Genomic DNA, 15,893 nt, shown 5'->3' on the forward strand with positions numbered 1-15,893 from the left:
GCGGCGGGTGTCGTCCCAGCTGGTCGCGCCGTCGGCCCGGTCGTTGCGGGCGGCGCCGCCGTCACGGAGGTCCCGCGTGTCGCGGACGGTGTCGGTGCCACGGGCGTCGCGGACGTCGTCGTGACGGGCCGTGCCGGTGCGCGGGTCCGCGCTCGTGTCGCGGCGGGTCTCGTCGCGGCGCCCGCGATCGGCCTGACCGATGCGCTCGCTCTGGCGCTGCTCGCGACGCAGCTCCTTGAGCTCACGGCGCTTGCGGGCGCTGCGCTTGGCGCCGAGGGACATGAGCCACAGGCCCAGGGCCAGGGCGATGGCGGACAGGACGCCGATGAAGAAGATCAGCGTGGGGGACAGGCTGACGGAGTTGCCGAGCAGGTCCCAGCTGATCTTGGCGCCCGACGTGGGCAGTCCGTAGACCGCGAGGACCCCCGCCGCGAGGGCGGCGAGGACGAGAAGGAGACCGAGGACGACCATGGTGATGCTCCTGACGATGGGGGGCCGGGGCGGGTGGTGCCAGGCCGGAGGTCTGGACCGTTGGTGGTGCACGGCGAGGATTCGTGCAGCAGGCTACGCGACCTCGGGTGCCGTGCGGGAGTATTCAGGTCAGCTCTGTCGACGTCCGGTGGTGGCTCAGCGTCGTCACGACCCCCGACAGCAGACGCCTGGCGGCGCCCTTGTCGAGCGGTTCGTTGCCGTTGCCGCACTTGGGGGACTGCACGCACGACGGGCAGCCCGCCGGGCAGGCGCACGCCGTGATGGCGTCGAGCGTCGCCGAGAGCCAGGCCTCGGCGCGGTCGTAGCCCCGCTCGGCGAACCCGGCCCCGCCGGGGTGCCCGTCGTAGACCAGGATCGTCGGCAGCCCGGTGTCAGGGTGCAGCGCGGTCGAGACGCCACCCACGTCCCAGCGGTCCGCGGTGGCGACGAGGGGCAGCATGCCGATCGCGGCGTGCTCTGCGGCGTGCGTCGCCCCGGGGATCATCAGCGCCTCGACCCCCAGCCCGGCGAGCCACTCCTCCGTCATCGTCCACCACACCCCGCGGGTGCGCAGCACGGACTCGGGCAGGTCCAGCGGGTGCTCGCCGAGCACCTCCCCGGAGGGCAGCCGCCGCAGGAAGGACGTGACCCGGGAGCGCACCGCGACGCTGCCGAAGCACAGCCGCAGGTCGTCGCCCAGGTCGACGTGGCGGTCCTCGGAGAGCAGGTCGAAGGCCGAGTCGGACCGCGCCGTGGTGGTCCAGCCGGGATCGCCCTGGACGACCAGGGCGCAGGACTGGTCCAGGTCCAGCTCGGTCACCACGTGGGGGCGGCCCTGGTGGAGGTAGACCGCGCCCGCGTGCACCTGGCGCTGGGCGGCGGAGTGGTCCACCGTCCCGAGGACGGCTCCCGAGCGGCGCTCGACGATCGAGACGACGGGCTCGCCGGAGCCGCGCAGAGACACGTGGTCGTGAGCGCGGTCGGGCCTGGCCCAGTACCACCCGCCGTTGGGACGGCGGCGCAGGACACCGCGCCGCGTGAGGGTGTCGAGCAGCCCGGGCATCGTGGGCCCGAAGGTCGCGACGTCGTCCAGGGTGATCGGCAGCTCGGCCGCGGCCGCCGCCAGGTGGGGGGCGAGGACGTAGGGGTTGTCCGGGTCCACCACGGTCGCCTCGAGGGACCGGTCGAAGATCGCCTCGGGATGCGTGACCAGGTAGGTGTCGAGGGGGTCGTCGTCGGCGACGTAGACCGCCAGCGCCTCGCGCCCCGAGCGCCCAGCCCGCCCGGCCTGCTGCCACAGCGACGCGAACGTCCCGGGCCACCCGCACAGCAGCACGGCGTCCAGGCCGGAGACGTCGATGCCCAGCTCGAGGGCGTTCGTGGCGGCGAGCCCCATGATGCTGCGGTCCCGCAGGGCGCGCTCGAGCTCACGTCGCTCCTCGGGCAGGTAGCCGCCGCGGTAGGCCGCGACCCGCCCGTCGCGCCCGTGGCGCATCGACCGGGTCGCCTCGGCGAGGACCTCCACCCCCTTGCGAGAGCGGGCGAACGCGACGGTCTGGGTGCCGTCGTCCACCAGCCGAGCCAGCAGGTCCGCGCTCTCGGACAAGGCCGAGCGTCGCGAGACCGCCGACCCGTCGCTCGGGCCCTCCGGGGGCACCGCGGCGCCGTGCTCGTCCAGCAGCGGCGGCTCCCACAACGCGAAGGACATCGGCGCGCGCGGCGAGCCGTCCTCGGTGACGGCGACGCAGGGCAGGCCGGTGAGGCGGCCCGCGTGCGCGGCCGGGTCCGCGACCGTGGCGGAGGCCAGCACGAACGTGGGGTCGGCGCCATACCGGGCCGCCACGCGCCGCAACCGGCGCAGGACCGCGGACAGGTGGGCCCCGAACACCCCGCGGTAGATGTGGCACTCGTCCACCACGACGTAGCGCAGCGCGCGCAGGAAGGGCGCCCAGCGCTCGTGCCTGGGCAGCAGGGAGTGGTGCAGCAGGTCGGGATTGGTGAGGACGTAGGCCGCGTGCTCGCGGATCCAGCGTCGCTCGTCGGCCGGGGTGTCCCCGTCATAGGTCGCGGCCCGCAGCCCCGGGAGACCCAGCGCGGTCAGGCGGGCGAGCTGGTCGGCGGCCAGCGCCTTGGTGGGCGACAGGTAGAGGGCGGTCGCCCCGCGCCCCGACGGGGCCTCGGTGCCGTCCAGCACGGCGGTGAGCGCGGGCAGCAGGTATCCCAGCGACTTGCCGGACGCCGTGCCTGTCGCGAGGACGGTGTGCTGACCGACGCGGGCGTGCTCGGCCGCCTCGGCCTGGTGGCTCCAGAGGCGGTCGACCCCGGCCCCCTGCCAGGCTGCGGCTACGGCCGGGTGGACCCAGGAGGGCCAGTCCGCGGTGCGCGCCTCCCGCTCCGGCAGCACCTCGACGTGGCGCAGCCGCTCGACCCGGCCGGCCCGCGTCAGGCGGTCGAGGCTGGTGCGCGGGTCGAAGCCGCGCGGCGGAGCGCTGGGCGCGCTGGTGGCGGAGGAGGGCATCGGCACAACGGTACGCGGGGGAGGACGTCCGAATGGCGAACATCGTCACGCGCCGCGTATCAACGGTCGCGCCCCGGGTATGCCGCGGGCAACGAGGACGTGCGGCCAGCGCCGCGTCGTCTGCGGTCGAAGCCACGGCCGCCTCCGGCCCCCGCTCCGGCGGGCGACATTCCCCCGGGCCCCTGGCCTGGTCAAGGAGGACCGATGACCGTTCACCTCACCCCCACCGTGGTTCGCGACCGGGTCACCATCCGCATCACCGGCGAGCTCGACCTCGTGCAGGCCCCCCGGCTGCACGAGGCCATCGACACGGTCGTCACCGCCGGCGCGCGTCAGGTCGTCCTGGACCTGACCGATCTCGCCTTCATCGACTCCAGCGCCGTCGACACGATCGTGACTTGCCTGCGCCTCATGCGCCCCTTCGGCTGCGACCTCGGGGTCGTCGCCACCCGCGACGCCATCGTGCGGCCGTTCACCACCACCGGCACCGACCAGGTCGTCCGGCTGGTCGCCAGTGCAGCCGAGCTCGGCGAGGTCTGCGAGCTCGCCGCCGCCCGCGACCGGCGCCGCGCCGGGGCCCGCACGGCCGCAGCGCCGCGCACCAAGGCGTCCTGAGCCGGCACCACCGCGCGACTCCATCCCCGGCCCCCGGTCATCGCTGCACCCACGCCGTCGGGACCGCCATAGGGTGGCGGCCGTGACGGACCTCCGACCCGAGCCGGCGCTGGTGGCCGCCCTGCGCGCGGACCTGCAGGACCTCGACTACTCCGTCGACCGCGTGGGCGTGGCCCTCGGTCCGGTCGCGTCGGCGGCCCTGCACCGGGAGCAGCCGCTCCCCGCCCTGCGCGTCACCGCGGCCGACGACGACCCCGTGGCACTGCTCGTCCGCGCCTTCACCCTCGGCCGGCCGGTGCCCGCGGCCCGCCTGGACCAGGCGCTGCCCCGCACGCGGGTCGAGGGGCTCGTCGAGCTCGGTCTGGCACACCGGGCGGGGGACCAGGTGCAGGCCACCGTCGACCTGCGGCCCTACGGCGACGAGAGCCACACCTGGTGGGTGGTCTCCGACCTCGGCGAGCTCGCCCTCGGGCACGCCCTGCCCACCGACCACGTCCTCGGGATCGGCGGCGCCTCGACCACCCTCGCCTCGTGGACGCCTCGCCGCCCGGCGGCCCGCGCCCTCGACCTCGGCACCGGGTGTGGGATCCAGGCGCTGCACCTCGCCGACCACTGCGGCGAGGTCGTGGCGACCGACCTCGCCGAGCGCGCCCTCGTGGTCGCCCGCTTCAACGCGGCCCTCAACGACCAGGAGTGGGACGTGCGCGGCGGCGACCTGCTCGAGCCGGTGGCGGGCGAGACCTTCGACCTCGTCGTCTCCAACCCGCCGTTCGTCATCACCCCGCGGGTCGCCGGCGTCCCGACCTACGAGTATCGCGACGCGGGGGCCGAGGGCGACCAGGTCGTCGAGCGGCTGGTCCGCGGCCTGCACGACCACCTCAACCCAGGGGGTCTCGCGGTGTTCCTCGGCAACTGGGAGATCCCCGTCCGCGCGACCTGGCGCGACCGCTGGGGCGGCTGGCTGGACGGCACCGGTCTGGACGCCTGGGTCGTGCAGCGCGAGGTCCAGGACCCCGCCGAGTACGCCGAGCTGTGGGTGCGCGACGGGGGCACCAGCGGCGGGCCCGAGTTCGAGCGCCTCTACGCCGCCTGGCTCGACGACTTCGCGTCACGGGACGTCGGGCAGATCGGCTTCGGCGTCGTCGTGCTGCAGCGTCCGGTCTCTGACCGGCCGGCCTTCCGCGACCTGGTCGAGGTGCCGGGCCCGGTCTCCTCGCCCATGGGCCCGGTGATCGACGCGGGTATGGCGGCGCGCACCTGGCTCGCCGAGCACGACGACGCCGCGGTGCTGGGCACGGCCTGGCGGCTGGCCGACGACGTGACGGAGGAGAGGTTCGGCCGGCCCGGCGATGTCGACCCGGCGATCATCCGGGTCCGTCAGGGTGGCGGGCTCGGGGTGATGCGCACGGCCGGCACGGCGCTCGCGGCATACCTCTCCGTCGCCGACGGCACCCTCACGGCCTGCCAGGCGCTCGTCGCGATCGCGGCGCTGCTTGAGCGCGAGGTCGACGAGGTCGTCGCCGAGACGCTGCCCGTGGTGCGCGACCTGGTCAAGGACGGCCTGCTCGTGCGGACCCGCCGGGACGAGCCGGTATGCCGTCCGCCCGCCGCCTCCGCTACGGTGACCCGGACGGCGCCCCGACCTGCTAGCGACGACGAATCCGTCGCACGGGGCCGGTCAGACAGGTAGGGAAGAGACACGTGGCAACCAGCACCGGGCGCAAGCTCGTCATCGTCGAGTCCCCCGGAAAGGTCAAGTCCATCCAGGGCTACCTCGGGGACGACTACGTCGTGGAGGCCTCCATCGGCCACATCCGCGACCTGCCCAACCCCCGTGAGCTCCCCGCCGACCTCAAGAAGGGCCCCTTCGGCAAGTTCGCCGTCGACGTCGACAACGGCTTCGAGGCCTACTACGTCGTCGACGCGGACAAGAAGAAGAAGGTCACCGAGCTGCGGCGCCTGCTCAAGGACGCCCCCGAGCTCTACCTCGCCACGGACGAGGACCGCGAGGGCGAGGCCATCGCGTGGCACCTGCACGAGGTGCTGAAGCCCAAGGTCCCGGTCAAGCGGATGGTCTTCAACGAGATCACCAAGGAGGCGATCCAGCGGGCCGTCTCCACCACCCGCGACATCGACCAGGACCTGGTCGACGCGCAGGAGACGCGACGGATCCTCGACCGGCTCTACGGCTACGAGGTGTCGCCGGTGCTGTGGCGCAAGGTCCGTCAGGGCCTGTCCGCCGGGCGCGTGCAGTCCGTCGCGACGCGCATGGTCGTCGAGCGGGAGCGGCTGCGGATGGCCTTCCGCAAGGCGAGCTTCTGGGACGTCGAGGGTGACTTCGCTCCCGAGGGCGGCGGTCAGGCGTTCACCGCCCGCCTGACCGAGGTGGCGGGCCGGCGCGTGGCCCAGGGTCGCGACTTCGCCGACGACGGCACCCTCACCGCCAAGAACGTCGTGCACCTCGACGAGGAGACCGCCCGCACCATCGCGACCTCGGTCATGGCGATCGACGTCATGGTCACCGACGTCGCCGAGAAGCCCTACACCCGGCGCCCGTCGGCCCCCTTCATCACCTCCACCCTCCAGCAGGAGGCGAGCCGCAAGCTGCGCATGAGCAGCAAGAACGCCATGCGCGTGGCCCAGCGCCTCTACGAGGGCGGCTACATCACCTACATGCGCACCGACTCGACGACGCTGTCGGAGCAGGCGCTGACCGCGGCCCGCCAGCAGGCCCGTGACCTCTACGGCGCGGAGTACGTCCCCGACAGCCCCCGCCGCTACGAGAAGAAGTCCAAGAACGCCCAGGAGGCTCATGAGGCGATCCGCCCCGCCGGCGACCGCTTCCGCACGCCCGCGCAGGTCGCCGGGCAGCTGCGCGGCGAGGAGTTCGCGCTCTACGAGCTGATCTGGAAGCGCACCGTCGCCTCGCAGATGGCGGACGCCCGGGGCTCCACCGCCACCGTCCAGCTGGGCGGCGAGCTCGCCGACGGACGCCGCGTGACCTTCGCCGCCAGCGGCACGGTGATCACGTTCCGGGGCTTCCTCGCGGCATACGAGGAGGGCCGGGACGAGGAGGAGGCCGCCGCCCGCGCGGCCGCCGACGAGGAGCGTCGCCTGCCCAAGCTGTCGGTGGGCGTCGCCCTGGACACGCTGCGCTCGGAGGCCGAGGGGCACGAGACCAAGCCGCCGGCGCGCTACACCGAGGCGACGCTGGTCAAGGCCCTCGAGGAGAAGGGCATCGGTCGTCCGTCGACCTATGCCGCGACCGTCGGCACCATCCAGGACCGCGGCTACGTCCGCACCCGCGGGTCGGCGCTGATCCCGACCTGGCTGGCGTTCGCGGTGACGCGCCTGCTCGAGGAGCACTTCACCGAGCTCGTCGACTACGACTTCACCGCCGACATGGAGGAGAGCCTCGACCAGATCTCCCGCGGCGACCTGGGCCGGGTCCAGTGGCTGCGCCGCTTCTACTTCGGCGACGAGACGCGCGACATCGAGGGCCTGTCTGAGCTCGTCGAGGACCTCGGCGAGATCGACGCCCGCGAGATCTCGACCATCCCCCTCGGCGACGGGATGGTCGTCCGCGTGGGTCGATACGGGCCGTATGTCGAGGAGGTCCTCCCCTCCGGCGTCGACCCGGTCACCGGCGAGGTGGCCGACGGTGCCGAGGTCCCTGCCACACCCCGGCGAGCCACCATCACCGACGACCTCGCCCCGGACGAGATGACCCCCGACAAGGCGCGCGAGCTGCTCGAGCTGGCCTCCGACGACGGGCGCGAGCTCGGGCAGGACCCCGAGTCGGGGCGCGCGATCGTGGCCCGGTCGGGGCGCTACGGCCCCTATGTCACCGAGGTGCTCTCCGACGAGGAGGCCGAGCTCAAGGGCAAGGCCAAGATCAAGCCGCGGACCGCCTCGCTGTTCAAGGACATGGACCTCGGCACGATCGAGCTCGACGCCGCCCTGCGGCTGCTGTCCCTGCCCCGCGTGGTCGGCACCGACGCGGAGGGCGTCGAGATCACCGCGCAGAACGGCCGCTACGGTCCGTACCTCAAGAAGGACACCGACTCACGCTCGCTCGAGACCGAGCAGCAGCTCTTCGACATCACCCTGGACGAGGCGCTCGCGATCTATGCCCAGCCCAAGCAGCGCGGCCGTGGCGCGGCCAAGCCACCGCTGAAGGAGCTCGGCGAGGACCCCGTGTCCGGCAAGGCCGTGGTCGTCAAGGACGGTCGCTTCGGCGCCTACGTCACCGACGGCGAGACCAACGCGACCCTGCGCAAGGACGACGACATCGAGACCCTCACGCCTGAGCGGGGGTTCGAGCTGTTGGCCGAGAAGCGCGCCAAGGGCCCGACGACCCGCAAGCGCGCCGCCAAGAAGGCACCGGCCAAGAAGGCGGCGAAGAAGGCACCCGCCAAGAAGGCGGCCGCGAAGTCCACCACGGCCAAGAAGGCGGCGCCGCGGGCCGAGTGACCGCGCCGGACGTCCGCGGGGCGATGACCGCCCCCGGACGTCCGCGCGTCGGGGCGACCGTCCGAGGCGACCGTCCGAGGCGACCGTCCGCGGCGCCGGTCCGCGATGTCCCGGGCTGCCCCGTGACCTAGGGTTGCTCGGATGAAGCCCCGAGCCCCCCTCGGCCCCCTCGCCGTCGCGGCGACCCTCGCCCTGAGCCTCGCCGCATGCGGTGGCGGGACCACGACGTCAGCGACCTCCACGACCTTGGCCGGCACGTCCACGACCACCCAGGGCGTGACCCCTACCTCCGACCCGTCCTCCCCGACGTCCAGCGCCGCCACCAGCTCGGCGTCGGCCGCGACGAGCACCCCGACCGCCCCCACGTCGGCAGGTTCGTCCACCGCGACCTCCACCCGGGCCACCACCAGCGGCGGCGGGATCGCGCCCGCCCCCACCGCGACGGTCGGGACGACGGAGTTCTGCTCGACGCTGCGGAGCGCCGACTACCGGCCCACCGACCTGACCACGCTGCCGACGGGCTCGGTGCAGGACACCGTGGGTGAGGTGGTGGAGCGTCAGGAGCGGCTGGCCTCCGTGCTGACCCCTGCCGAGCTGACGGCCGACTGGCAGACGACCACGGGGGCGTTCGACGCCATCGCCCAGCGCGTCAGCGACTCCGGCAAGGACGCCGCGGTCGCGGGCATCGTCGAGACCGAGCTGGCGAGGGTGGCCCCCGCCCGCGAGCGCGTGCTCGAGGCCGCTGCCGCCTGCCGCTGATCGGTCGGGCCGCCCGAGACCGGTGCAGGTCCGGTGTCAGATCTGATCAGCAACCTGCACCGATCCCGGCCCTGATCCCGGCCCTGATCCCAGCGCCGCGTCCAGGTCGGCGACCAGGTCGCGCACGTCCTCCAGCCCCACCGACAGGCGCAGCACGTCCGCGTGCGGCCGGGCCTCGGCGGCGACCGGCCGGTGCGTGAGCGACGCCGGGTGCTGGATCAGGCTGTCGACCCCGCCGAGCGAGACGGCGTGGGTGATGAGGCGGGTGCGCGAGACGGCGGCCGCAGCGGCGTCATACCCACCGCGCACGGCGAACGCGACCATCGCCCCTGGCCCGGCCAGCTGCCGACCGAGCAGCCCCAGCGGGTCCTGGCCCGGCAGCCCGGGGTAGTGCACGCGTTCCACGGCCGGGTGCCCGGCCAGGTGCTCGGCGATGACCTGCGCGGACTCCTGCTGAGCACGCACCCGCACCGGCAGGGTCTGCAGCCCGCGATGGAGCAGGTATGCCGACAGCGGGTGCACCAGGCCCCCCGTGAGAGCACGCACCGAGCGCAGGCGGCGGGCCCACTCCGGCGTGGTCGCGACCATGCCGGCGATGACGTCGCCGTGGCCGCCGAGGTACTTCGTGGCGGAGTGCATGACGAGGGTCGCTCCGTGGCGGCGGGGCTGCTGCAGCACGGGGGTGGCGAAGGTGTTGTCGACGAGCACGGGCACCCCGCCCGCCTGGCGCACGACGTCCTCGAGGTCCAGGAGCTCGAGGGTGGGGTTGGCGGGGGTCTCGACGAGGACGAGGCCGGTCTGCGGGGTGACGGCGTCGCCGATCGTGCCGGCGTCGGCCCAGGTGACGGTCGTGCCGAGCAGCCCGTGGTCGAGCAGGTGGTCGGTCCCGCCGTAGAGCGGGCGGACGGCCACGACGTGCGGCGTCCCCGCGCTGACCGCGGCGAGCAGGCAGGCGGACAGGGCGGCCATGCCGCTCGCGAACGCCACGGCCTCCTCGCACCCCTCGAGCGCGGCGACGGCCTCCTCGGCACGGGCGACCGTGGGGTTCCACAGCCGTTGGTAGACGAGGGTGTCGCCCGGCCCGGGACGCCCGCCGGTCGCGAGGTTCTCGTAGCTCGCGCCCCCCGCGTCGACGTCGGGGACCGGGTTGGTCGTCGAGAGGTCGATCGGGGGCACGTGCACCCCCAACCCGGTCAGGTCCTCCCGGCCTCCGTGGACCGCGAGGGTGTCGGGTCGGCCGGCTCGGTCGGCTGGGTCAGCATCGGGTCGGGTGTGCGGGGCGGGCATGGTGGTCCTCCTGGACTGCGTCGTTGCAGCGGGCCCGTTCGTGGCGGGCCGCTCCTCCAGAGTATGCCGGGCCGCACGCTCACCGGCGCTGGGGCGTCCGAGGCGGCGATCCTCCGGTCATCGGCTCCATCCGCAGGGGATCGATCAGCCACGGCCGGGTGTCGAGCACCGGTGCCACTGCCAGACCAGGGTGAGGAGGGGCAGCAGCAGGCCTGCCGGCCCGGCCACCAGCGCCGGCCCCAGCATCGCCAGCAGCGCGGTCTCGTAGCCCCGCGCGACGCCCAGCGCACCGGCCGGCGCGAGCCCGAACGGCGTCGGGATCATCACCGACATCAGCTCGAGGTCGACCGGCCGCGAGCCGGCGAGCAGCGAGGCCGTCGCCGACAGCACCAGGGCCGGAGCCGTCCACCAGGACAGGCCCACGGCCAGGACGGCGAGCACGCTCCACGCGGAGGCGACCAGGACCGGACCGGCCAGGTGGGCCAGGCGGACGGCGTCGTCGGGCAGGGGCAGGTCGCGGCGCAGGCCGCTGGACTGCGCCCAGGCGACCAGCCCCTCGCCGACGGAGCGCGTGAGCACGGCGGCACCCAGGCCCAGGGCGGGGAGGGCGACGGCCGGTGGGGCGAGCGCCGCCAGCAGGACGCCGGCGACGAGCAGAGGTATGCCGAGGAGCAGCCGATCGCCTTGTCGCCGCACGCGCTCCAGGTCCCGCAGCAGGAGGGCGGCCGCGCCGGTGCCCCTGCCTCGACGTGACGGGAACGACCCACGAGCCCCGAGGCGCGCCCGCGCTGACCGGTTCATCGCGGCGCTCGCGTCCATCATCAGCACGGAATGGTGTGCGGCCGAGGCGCTCTCGCCGGCGCGACGCAGCTCGACCCCGTCGACGCGGTCGATGCGGCGGTCGGCGAGGACGAGCAGCGCGAGGGCGATGAGCAGGCAGAGGACGAGGAGCCCGACCGCCAGGATCGGTGCGGTGATCGATGCTCCGACTGTCGCAGCCCCGCCCGGGCCGAGCATCGTTGCCAGCCGGGCGATCCCGGCGCAGAGCACGCCGATGAGCCCGAGGGCCAGGGGGACTCGCGCGGCCCACCGGCGCGTTCGCGGATCCGACTGCGCGGCAGCGACGGTCGCGACCACGAGCAGCGCGGCCAACGCGCCGACCGGGATTCCCCAGGTCACGGCGGACGGCAGGACCGGGAGGCCCGCCGTCGCGAGCACCGTTGAGCCGCAGAGGGATCCGAGCGCAGCAGCCCCGATCGCCGTGGCCCACAGTCGTCCTCGCAGGACGGGGCGGCGAGGCGCGGGCCCCGACAACAGCCAGGTCAGCTGCGCCGCACCGGCGCCGACGGGCCCGAATCCGACGGCCAGCCGGGCGATCCCGGCCAGGGCCAGCAGGCCGAGGGCCACGGCCGCGACCGCCCCGCCGCCGTGCACGCAGGCGGCCCCGGTGCACGTGCCGCGTGCCATGAGGTCGCTCCACCCGCTGGTCGTCATCACGGCGAGCATCGCGAGTGCCAGCGCCCACATGTAGATCTCGGTGAAGGCCCCGCCCGGCTCGCCGTGCGCCCGCCGCGCGCGAGCGAGGTAGGCAGCCGCCTCAGACGTCACCGTGCAGCTCCACCACGCGGGCTCCGGACCGGGAGACGAGGCCAGCGTCGTGCGAGGCCATCAGGATGCTGCGGCCCGAGGCTGCCTGCGCCGCAAGGTGGTCCGCCAGCCATGACCGCCCGTCCGCGTCCAGGCGTTGCTCCGGCTCGTCCAGGACGAGCAGCGACCAGGGGCGCACCAGCGCCACGGCGAGGGAGAGCCGCCTGCGCTGCCCGCTCGACAGGGTCCAGGGCACCTGGTCGGCGACGTGCTCGATGCGGAGCTCGGCCAGCGCGGCGTCCACCAGCTCGTCCGGGTCGGGCACGCCGTGGGCCCGGGCCAGCACGTCCAGGTGCTCCAGGACGGTCACGTCGGGATAGAAGCCGGCGTCGTCGAGGATCGCGCACACCGCGCGCCGCACCTCAGGGTCCTGGTCGCGCAGCGGAGCCCCGTCGAGCGTCACGGTCCCCGCGTCGGAGGACTCGGTGCCGAGCAGGCACCTCAGCAGGGTGGTCTTGCCGACGCCGTTGGGGCCGACCAGCGCCACGACCTCACCGGCGCCCACCTCCAGCGACAGGTCCGTGACGACGGGGCGCCCGGCATACGACTTGCGCAGTCCTTGGACGTGGACCCGGGCCGGCCCGCCGTCCGGCAGCCGCACCGGATCGTGATCGCTCATGCCCTGTGCGACTCGCTCGGGTCGGCCCGGGTTCCGGCGTCCTGCGGATCGGCGCACGATCGTCGGCGCAACGGGCTTGACCCTCACGCGACGTGAGGCGCCACGGTGGTCCCATGACCGCGACGACAATGGGACTCATGCAGTCCCTCACCGTGGGCCAGGTGGCCGAGACCTATGGCGTGACGGTGCGAACCCTGCACCACTACGACCAGATCGGCCTGCTGAGCCCGAGCGAGCGCAGCCACGCGGGGTACCGCCTCTACACGGCGGAGGACCTCGAGCGGCTGCAGCACGTCGTCGTCTACCGGCGGCTCGGCTTCTCCCTCGAGGAGGTCGCCGAGCTGCTGGCCGACGTCGAGGCTCGCGGTGGCGAGGGGGCTGCGGAGCACCTGCGTCGTCAACGCGCAGCGGTCATGTCCCGGCTCGACGAGATGCGCGATCTCGTGCGTGCCATCGACAACGCACTGGAGAGAACCATGACCAAGAAGCCAGCCACGAGCGAGGACCTCAAGGAGATCTTCGGCGAGGGATACAACGAGGAGTACCAGGCCGAGGCCGAGCAGCGCTGGGGGGACACCCCGCAGTGGCAGCAGAGCCGGGAGCGCCAGTCGTCCATGACCGCGGAGGACTGGGCGCGCGTCAAGGCCGAGACCGAGACCCTGGAGCGCGATCTCGCGGGTGCGGTGGCGGCGGGGGAGCCCTCCGACGGCGACGTCGCGGCGGCCCTGGCCGAGCGCCACCGGGCGAGCATCGAGCAGCACTACGACTGCCCACACGCGTTCCAGGTGAAGCTGGCGGAGATGTACCTCGCCGACCCGCGCTTCACCCAGCACTACGAGGACCTGCAGCCGGGCCTCGCGCAGTGGCTCCACGACGCGATCGTGGCCAACGCCGCGCGGCACGGCGCCTGATCACCGTCTCGTCGTGCCCACGGGCGGGCCGTTCCCTGCGGGAGCGGCCCGCCTCGCGTCGTCCCGGGTGGCACCTCGTGGTGGATCCCGTATGTCGTGACGCGGGTGACCTCTCGCGGGGAGCCGCACGGATCTGCCCCGTTTGGTGTGATATCGGCAGAAACGTCCGTATCGTTGATGCCGTCCGCCGGCTGCCGAACTCTCCCCACTCGTCCCGCGGGCTCACACGGAAGGGCACCACGTGCACCACGACCAGACGTCTCGCGCCCGTCGCCGACGCGCGCTCACCCTCGGTCTCGCCGTCGGGATCACGTCCCTCGGCGCCGTCTCCCCAGCGGTGGCGGGTGCTGCTCCCTCCCTGTCCGCGGTCGACGTTCAGGTCGAGCCGGCCAGGCCCGACCCGTCGAGGACGCCCAAGCCGCCCAAGCCCCCGAAGACCAAGGAGCCGAAGCCTCCCAAGCCGACGAGGACGCCGCGGCCGCCGAGGGCGACCCCGACGATCCCGCCCGCGCCGCCGTCGACCCAACCGTCCCCGACCCAGCCGGCGCCGTCGAGCACCACCACGCCGCGACCGCAGCCGACCAGCTCGTCGCCGCGGCCGACCACCACCCAGCCTCGTCCCACGACGCCGGCCCCGCCGAGCACCACCTCGGCACCGCGCCCGCCGGCCCCGCCGAGCACCACCTCGGCACCGCGCCCGCCTGCCCCGCCGAGCACCACCTCGGCCCCGCGGCCACCGGCACCCTCAAGCACCATCCCCGCGCCGCAGCGTCCGAGCGTCCCCGTTCCCGCACCCGGGACCACGTCACCCACCGCGCTGCCGCCCGCCGTCCCGGTGGCCCCGGGCACTCCGGGCGCCCCCGTCACGAGCCTCGCCATCAACCCGGCGAGCCCGATCGCGGCGGCCGCTGCGGCCGCGGCCGTCGCCGCGAACGGGACGACCAGCGCGACCGGCGAAGCCGGCGAGGCCGGCACCGCGACAGCCACCGCCTCCGTCGGCGCAGCCTCGACCACGCCCGGTCAGCCGAGCCCGAACGCCGAGTCCACCACGGCGACCGCCGCACCGGGCGGCTCCGGGGGCAGCTCCGGTGGCTCGCGGGGCCTGGCGGCCGGCGTGTTCCAGGACCCGAGCGACAACGTCGGCCGGGTCGGCGCCTTCTGGGCCGCGCTGGTGGCCGTGATCTCCAGCTGCGTCATCTATCTCCGCCGCCGCAACGAGCGTCTCCAGCCTCTCACCTGACCTGACCTGACCTGACCTGACCAGGCCCTCGCCTGTCCGCCCCCGCCCATCGCCTCACCGTCTGGACGCCGGTCGACCCCCAAGGACCTCACGCATGGCTCTCCTCCGCCCCGGGCTGCCCCGCCGCGCCTCGGCCCGCTCCTCCTCCCGCTCCGTCAGTCGGCCGGGCCGCCGTTCCTCAGCCAGCTCCGCTCAGCGGCCCGCGGCCGGTCGACCCGTCGGCATGGTTCCGGTGGTGCTGCTCGGCACCGCCGGGCTCCTCTCCGTGGGCGCGCTGGCCGGGGCCGGCACGTCTCCGACGCCGGAGACCCAGGAGCGCGCATCCCGGGTCGTGAGCGCCGACCTCGCCGCGCACACCCCCGCGGCGCCTACCCCGGAGGCCGCCGTCCCCGCCGGTGCTGCCACCCCCAGCCCGGCCCTCGAGCTCGGGACGGACTCGCTCGCCGTGCCCACCGGCGCGGCGGCCGGGGTCGCTCCGACCGCGTCGGCCCCCGCCACCACCGTTCCGGCCCCGACCGCGTCGGCCCCCGCGAGCGTCCCGGCTCCGGCAGCGGCGCGGGTCTCCCGGCCGGGCGCAGCCAGGGCCACCGCACCCGCGGGGTCCGGGGTCACCCCGAGCGTGCGGGCCCTCGACCCGGTGGACCCGGTCGAGGCCTGGCGGGATCCGGGGGAGAGCATGGAGCGGACGTCGCTGACCTTCCTCGCGATGGCCGCGGCGCTGGGGCTGTTCGTGCTCTGGCTCCGGCGGCAGCACCACACCTGACCCGAGCTGAGCTCCCGGCTCGGGTCGTGTGGTCTGGGGACCCCATGGGGCGTCGCAGGCGACCCGAAGTGAGCTGCGGGCTCGCGTCGTGTCGTCTGGGGGCCGTCTGGCGCGTCGCAGGCGACCTGAACTGAGCTGCGGGCTCGAGTCGTGTCGTCTGGGGACCCCGTGGGGGGTCGCAGGCGACCCGAAGTGAGCTGCGGGCTCGAGTCGTGTCGTCTGGGGACCCCGTGTGGGGTCGCAGGCGACCTGAACTGAGCTGCGGGCTCGCGTCGTGTCGTCTGGGGGCCGTCTGGCGCGTCGCAGGCGACCCGAAGTGAGCTGCGGGCTCGAGTCGTGTCGTCTGGGGACCCCGTGGGGGGTCGTGGGCGACCTGAAGTGAGCTGCGGGCTCGCGTCGTGTCGTCTGGGGGCCGTCTGGCGCGTCGCAGGCGACCTGAAGTGAGCTGCGGGCTCGCGTCGTGTCGTCTGGGGGCCGTCTGGCGCGTCGCAGGCGACCTGAACTGAGCTGTGGGCTCGAGTCGTGTCGTTCCGGGCGGTTCGGCGGGGCGTCATACGGCCCCACAAGCAAGATCGTGAGTGTCTGGTCCA

At 74.4% G+C, this 15,893-nt stretch carries 13 protein-coding genes; 7 read left to right on the forward strand and 6 right to left on the reverse strand.

Going from position 1 to position 15,893, the window contains the following annotated elements:
* Both B4K29_RS12485 and B4K29_RS12490 read right to left on the reverse strand, forming a co-directional pair.
* A partial coding sequence (locus tag B4K29_RS12485; protein ID WP_019286532.1) for a LapA family protein occupies nucleotides 1-471 on the reverse strand: 471 nt, incomplete at its 3' end.
* A gap of 124 nt (nucleotides 472-595) precedes the next feature.
* A complete protein-coding gene (locus B4K29_RS12490) occupies nucleotides 596-2,989 on the reverse strand; it encodes a DEAD/DEAH box helicase (protein WP_029212694.1) in 2,394 nt (797 codons plus the stop codon).
* Nucleotides 2,990-3,193: 204 nt separating this feature from the next.
* On the opposite strand from B4K29_RS12490, the gene B4K29_RS12495 reads away from it, so the two are divergent.
* The 4 genes from B4K29_RS12495 (at nucleotide 3,194) to B4K29_RS12510 (ending at nucleotide 8,836) form a co-directional block, all read left to right on the forward strand.
* Nucleotides 3,194-3,604 (forward strand): STAS domain-containing protein, encoded by a 411-nt coding sequence (locus tag B4K29_RS12495; protein ID WP_019286529.1) that lies wholly within the window; start codon nucleotides 3,194-3,196, stop codon nucleotides 3,602-3,604.
* An 82-nt stretch (nucleotides 3,605-3,686) separates the two neighbouring features.
* Entirely contained in the window at nucleotides 3,687-5,294 is a 1,608-nt protein-coding gene (locus B4K29_RS12500; RefSeq protein ID WP_286967517.1) for a N5-glutamine methyltransferase family protein, read from the forward strand.
* 11 nt (nucleotides 5,295-5,305) lie between these two features.
* Nucleotides 5,306-8,077: a type I DNA topoisomerase gene (topA, locus tag B4K29_RS12505; RefSeq protein WP_286967519.1), complete on the forward strand. Its 2,772-nt coding sequence runs from the start codon at nucleotides 5,306-5,308 to the stop codon at nucleotides 8,075-8,077.
* A gap of 141 nt (nucleotides 8,078-8,218) precedes the next feature.
* On the forward strand, nucleotides 8,219-8,836 hold the full coding sequence (locus B4K29_RS12510) for a hypothetical protein (protein ID WP_029212698.1): 618 nt from the start codon (nucleotides 8,219-8,221) through the stop codon (nucleotides 8,834-8,836).
* Nucleotides 8,837-8,872: 36 nt separating this feature from the next.
* On the opposite strand, the gene B4K29_RS12515 is transcribed toward B4K29_RS12510, so the two are convergent.
* The 3 genes from B4K29_RS12515 to B4K29_RS12525 all read right to left on the reverse strand — a co-directional run bounded on the left by B4K29_RS12515 (nucleotide 8,873) and on the right by B4K29_RS12525 (nucleotide 12,389).
* Complete coding sequence (locus B4K29_RS12515) at nucleotides 8,873-10,123, reverse strand: trans-sulfuration enzyme family protein (protein WP_286967521.1); 1,251 nt, start codon at nucleotides 10,121-10,123, stop codon at nucleotides 8,873-8,875.
* 144 nt (nucleotides 10,124-10,267) lie between these two features.
* Nucleotides 10,268-11,731, reverse strand: coding sequence for a DUF6297 family protein (locus B4K29_RS12520; protein ID WP_286967523.1), 1,464 nt, complete (start codon nucleotides 11,729-11,731; stop codon nucleotides 10,268-10,270).
* Nucleotides 11,721-12,389, reverse strand: a complete 669-nt coding sequence (locus B4K29_RS12525; protein ID WP_051274196.1) for an ABC transporter ATP-binding protein — start codon at nucleotides 12,387-12,389, stop codon at nucleotides 11,721-11,723. Before B4K29_RS12525 ends, B4K29_RS12520 begins: the two co-directional genes overlap by 11 nt.
* Nucleotides 12,390-12,502: 113 nt before the next feature.
* Between B4K29_RS12525 and B4K29_RS12530 the strand changes: the two genes are divergently transcribed.
* Entirely contained in the window at nucleotides 12,503-13,300 is a 798-nt protein-coding gene (locus B4K29_RS12530; RefSeq protein ID WP_286959932.1) for a MerR family transcriptional regulator, read from the forward strand.
* 375 nt (nucleotides 13,301-13,675) lie between these two features.
* On the opposite strand, the gene B4K29_RS12535 is transcribed toward B4K29_RS12530, so the two are convergent.
* Entirely contained in the window at nucleotides 13,676-14,056 is a 381-nt protein-coding gene (locus B4K29_RS12535; protein WP_286967525.1) for a hypothetical protein, read from the reverse strand.
* Nucleotides 14,057-14,135: 79 nt separating this feature from the next.
* Between B4K29_RS12535 and B4K29_RS12540 the strand changes: the two genes are divergently transcribed.
* Nucleotides 14,136-14,540: a hypothetical protein gene (locus B4K29_RS12540; protein WP_286955464.1), complete on the forward strand. Its 405-nt coding sequence runs from the start codon at nucleotides 14,136-14,138 to the stop codon at nucleotides 14,538-14,540.
* Nucleotides 14,541-14,775: 235 nt separating this feature from the next.
* A complete protein-coding gene (locus B4K29_RS12545) occupies nucleotides 14,776-15,303 on the forward strand; it encodes a hypothetical protein (RefSeq protein WP_286967527.1) in 528 nt (175 codons plus the stop codon).
* The last annotated feature ends 590 nt before the right edge of the window (nucleotides 15,304-15,893 follow it).

The sequence above is a fragment of the Arsenicicoccus sp. UBA6765 genome, from assembly GCF_002453335.1.
GTDB lineage: Bacteria > Actinomycetota > Actinomycetes > Actinomycetales > Dermatophilaceae > Arsenicicoccus > Arsenicicoccus bolidensis.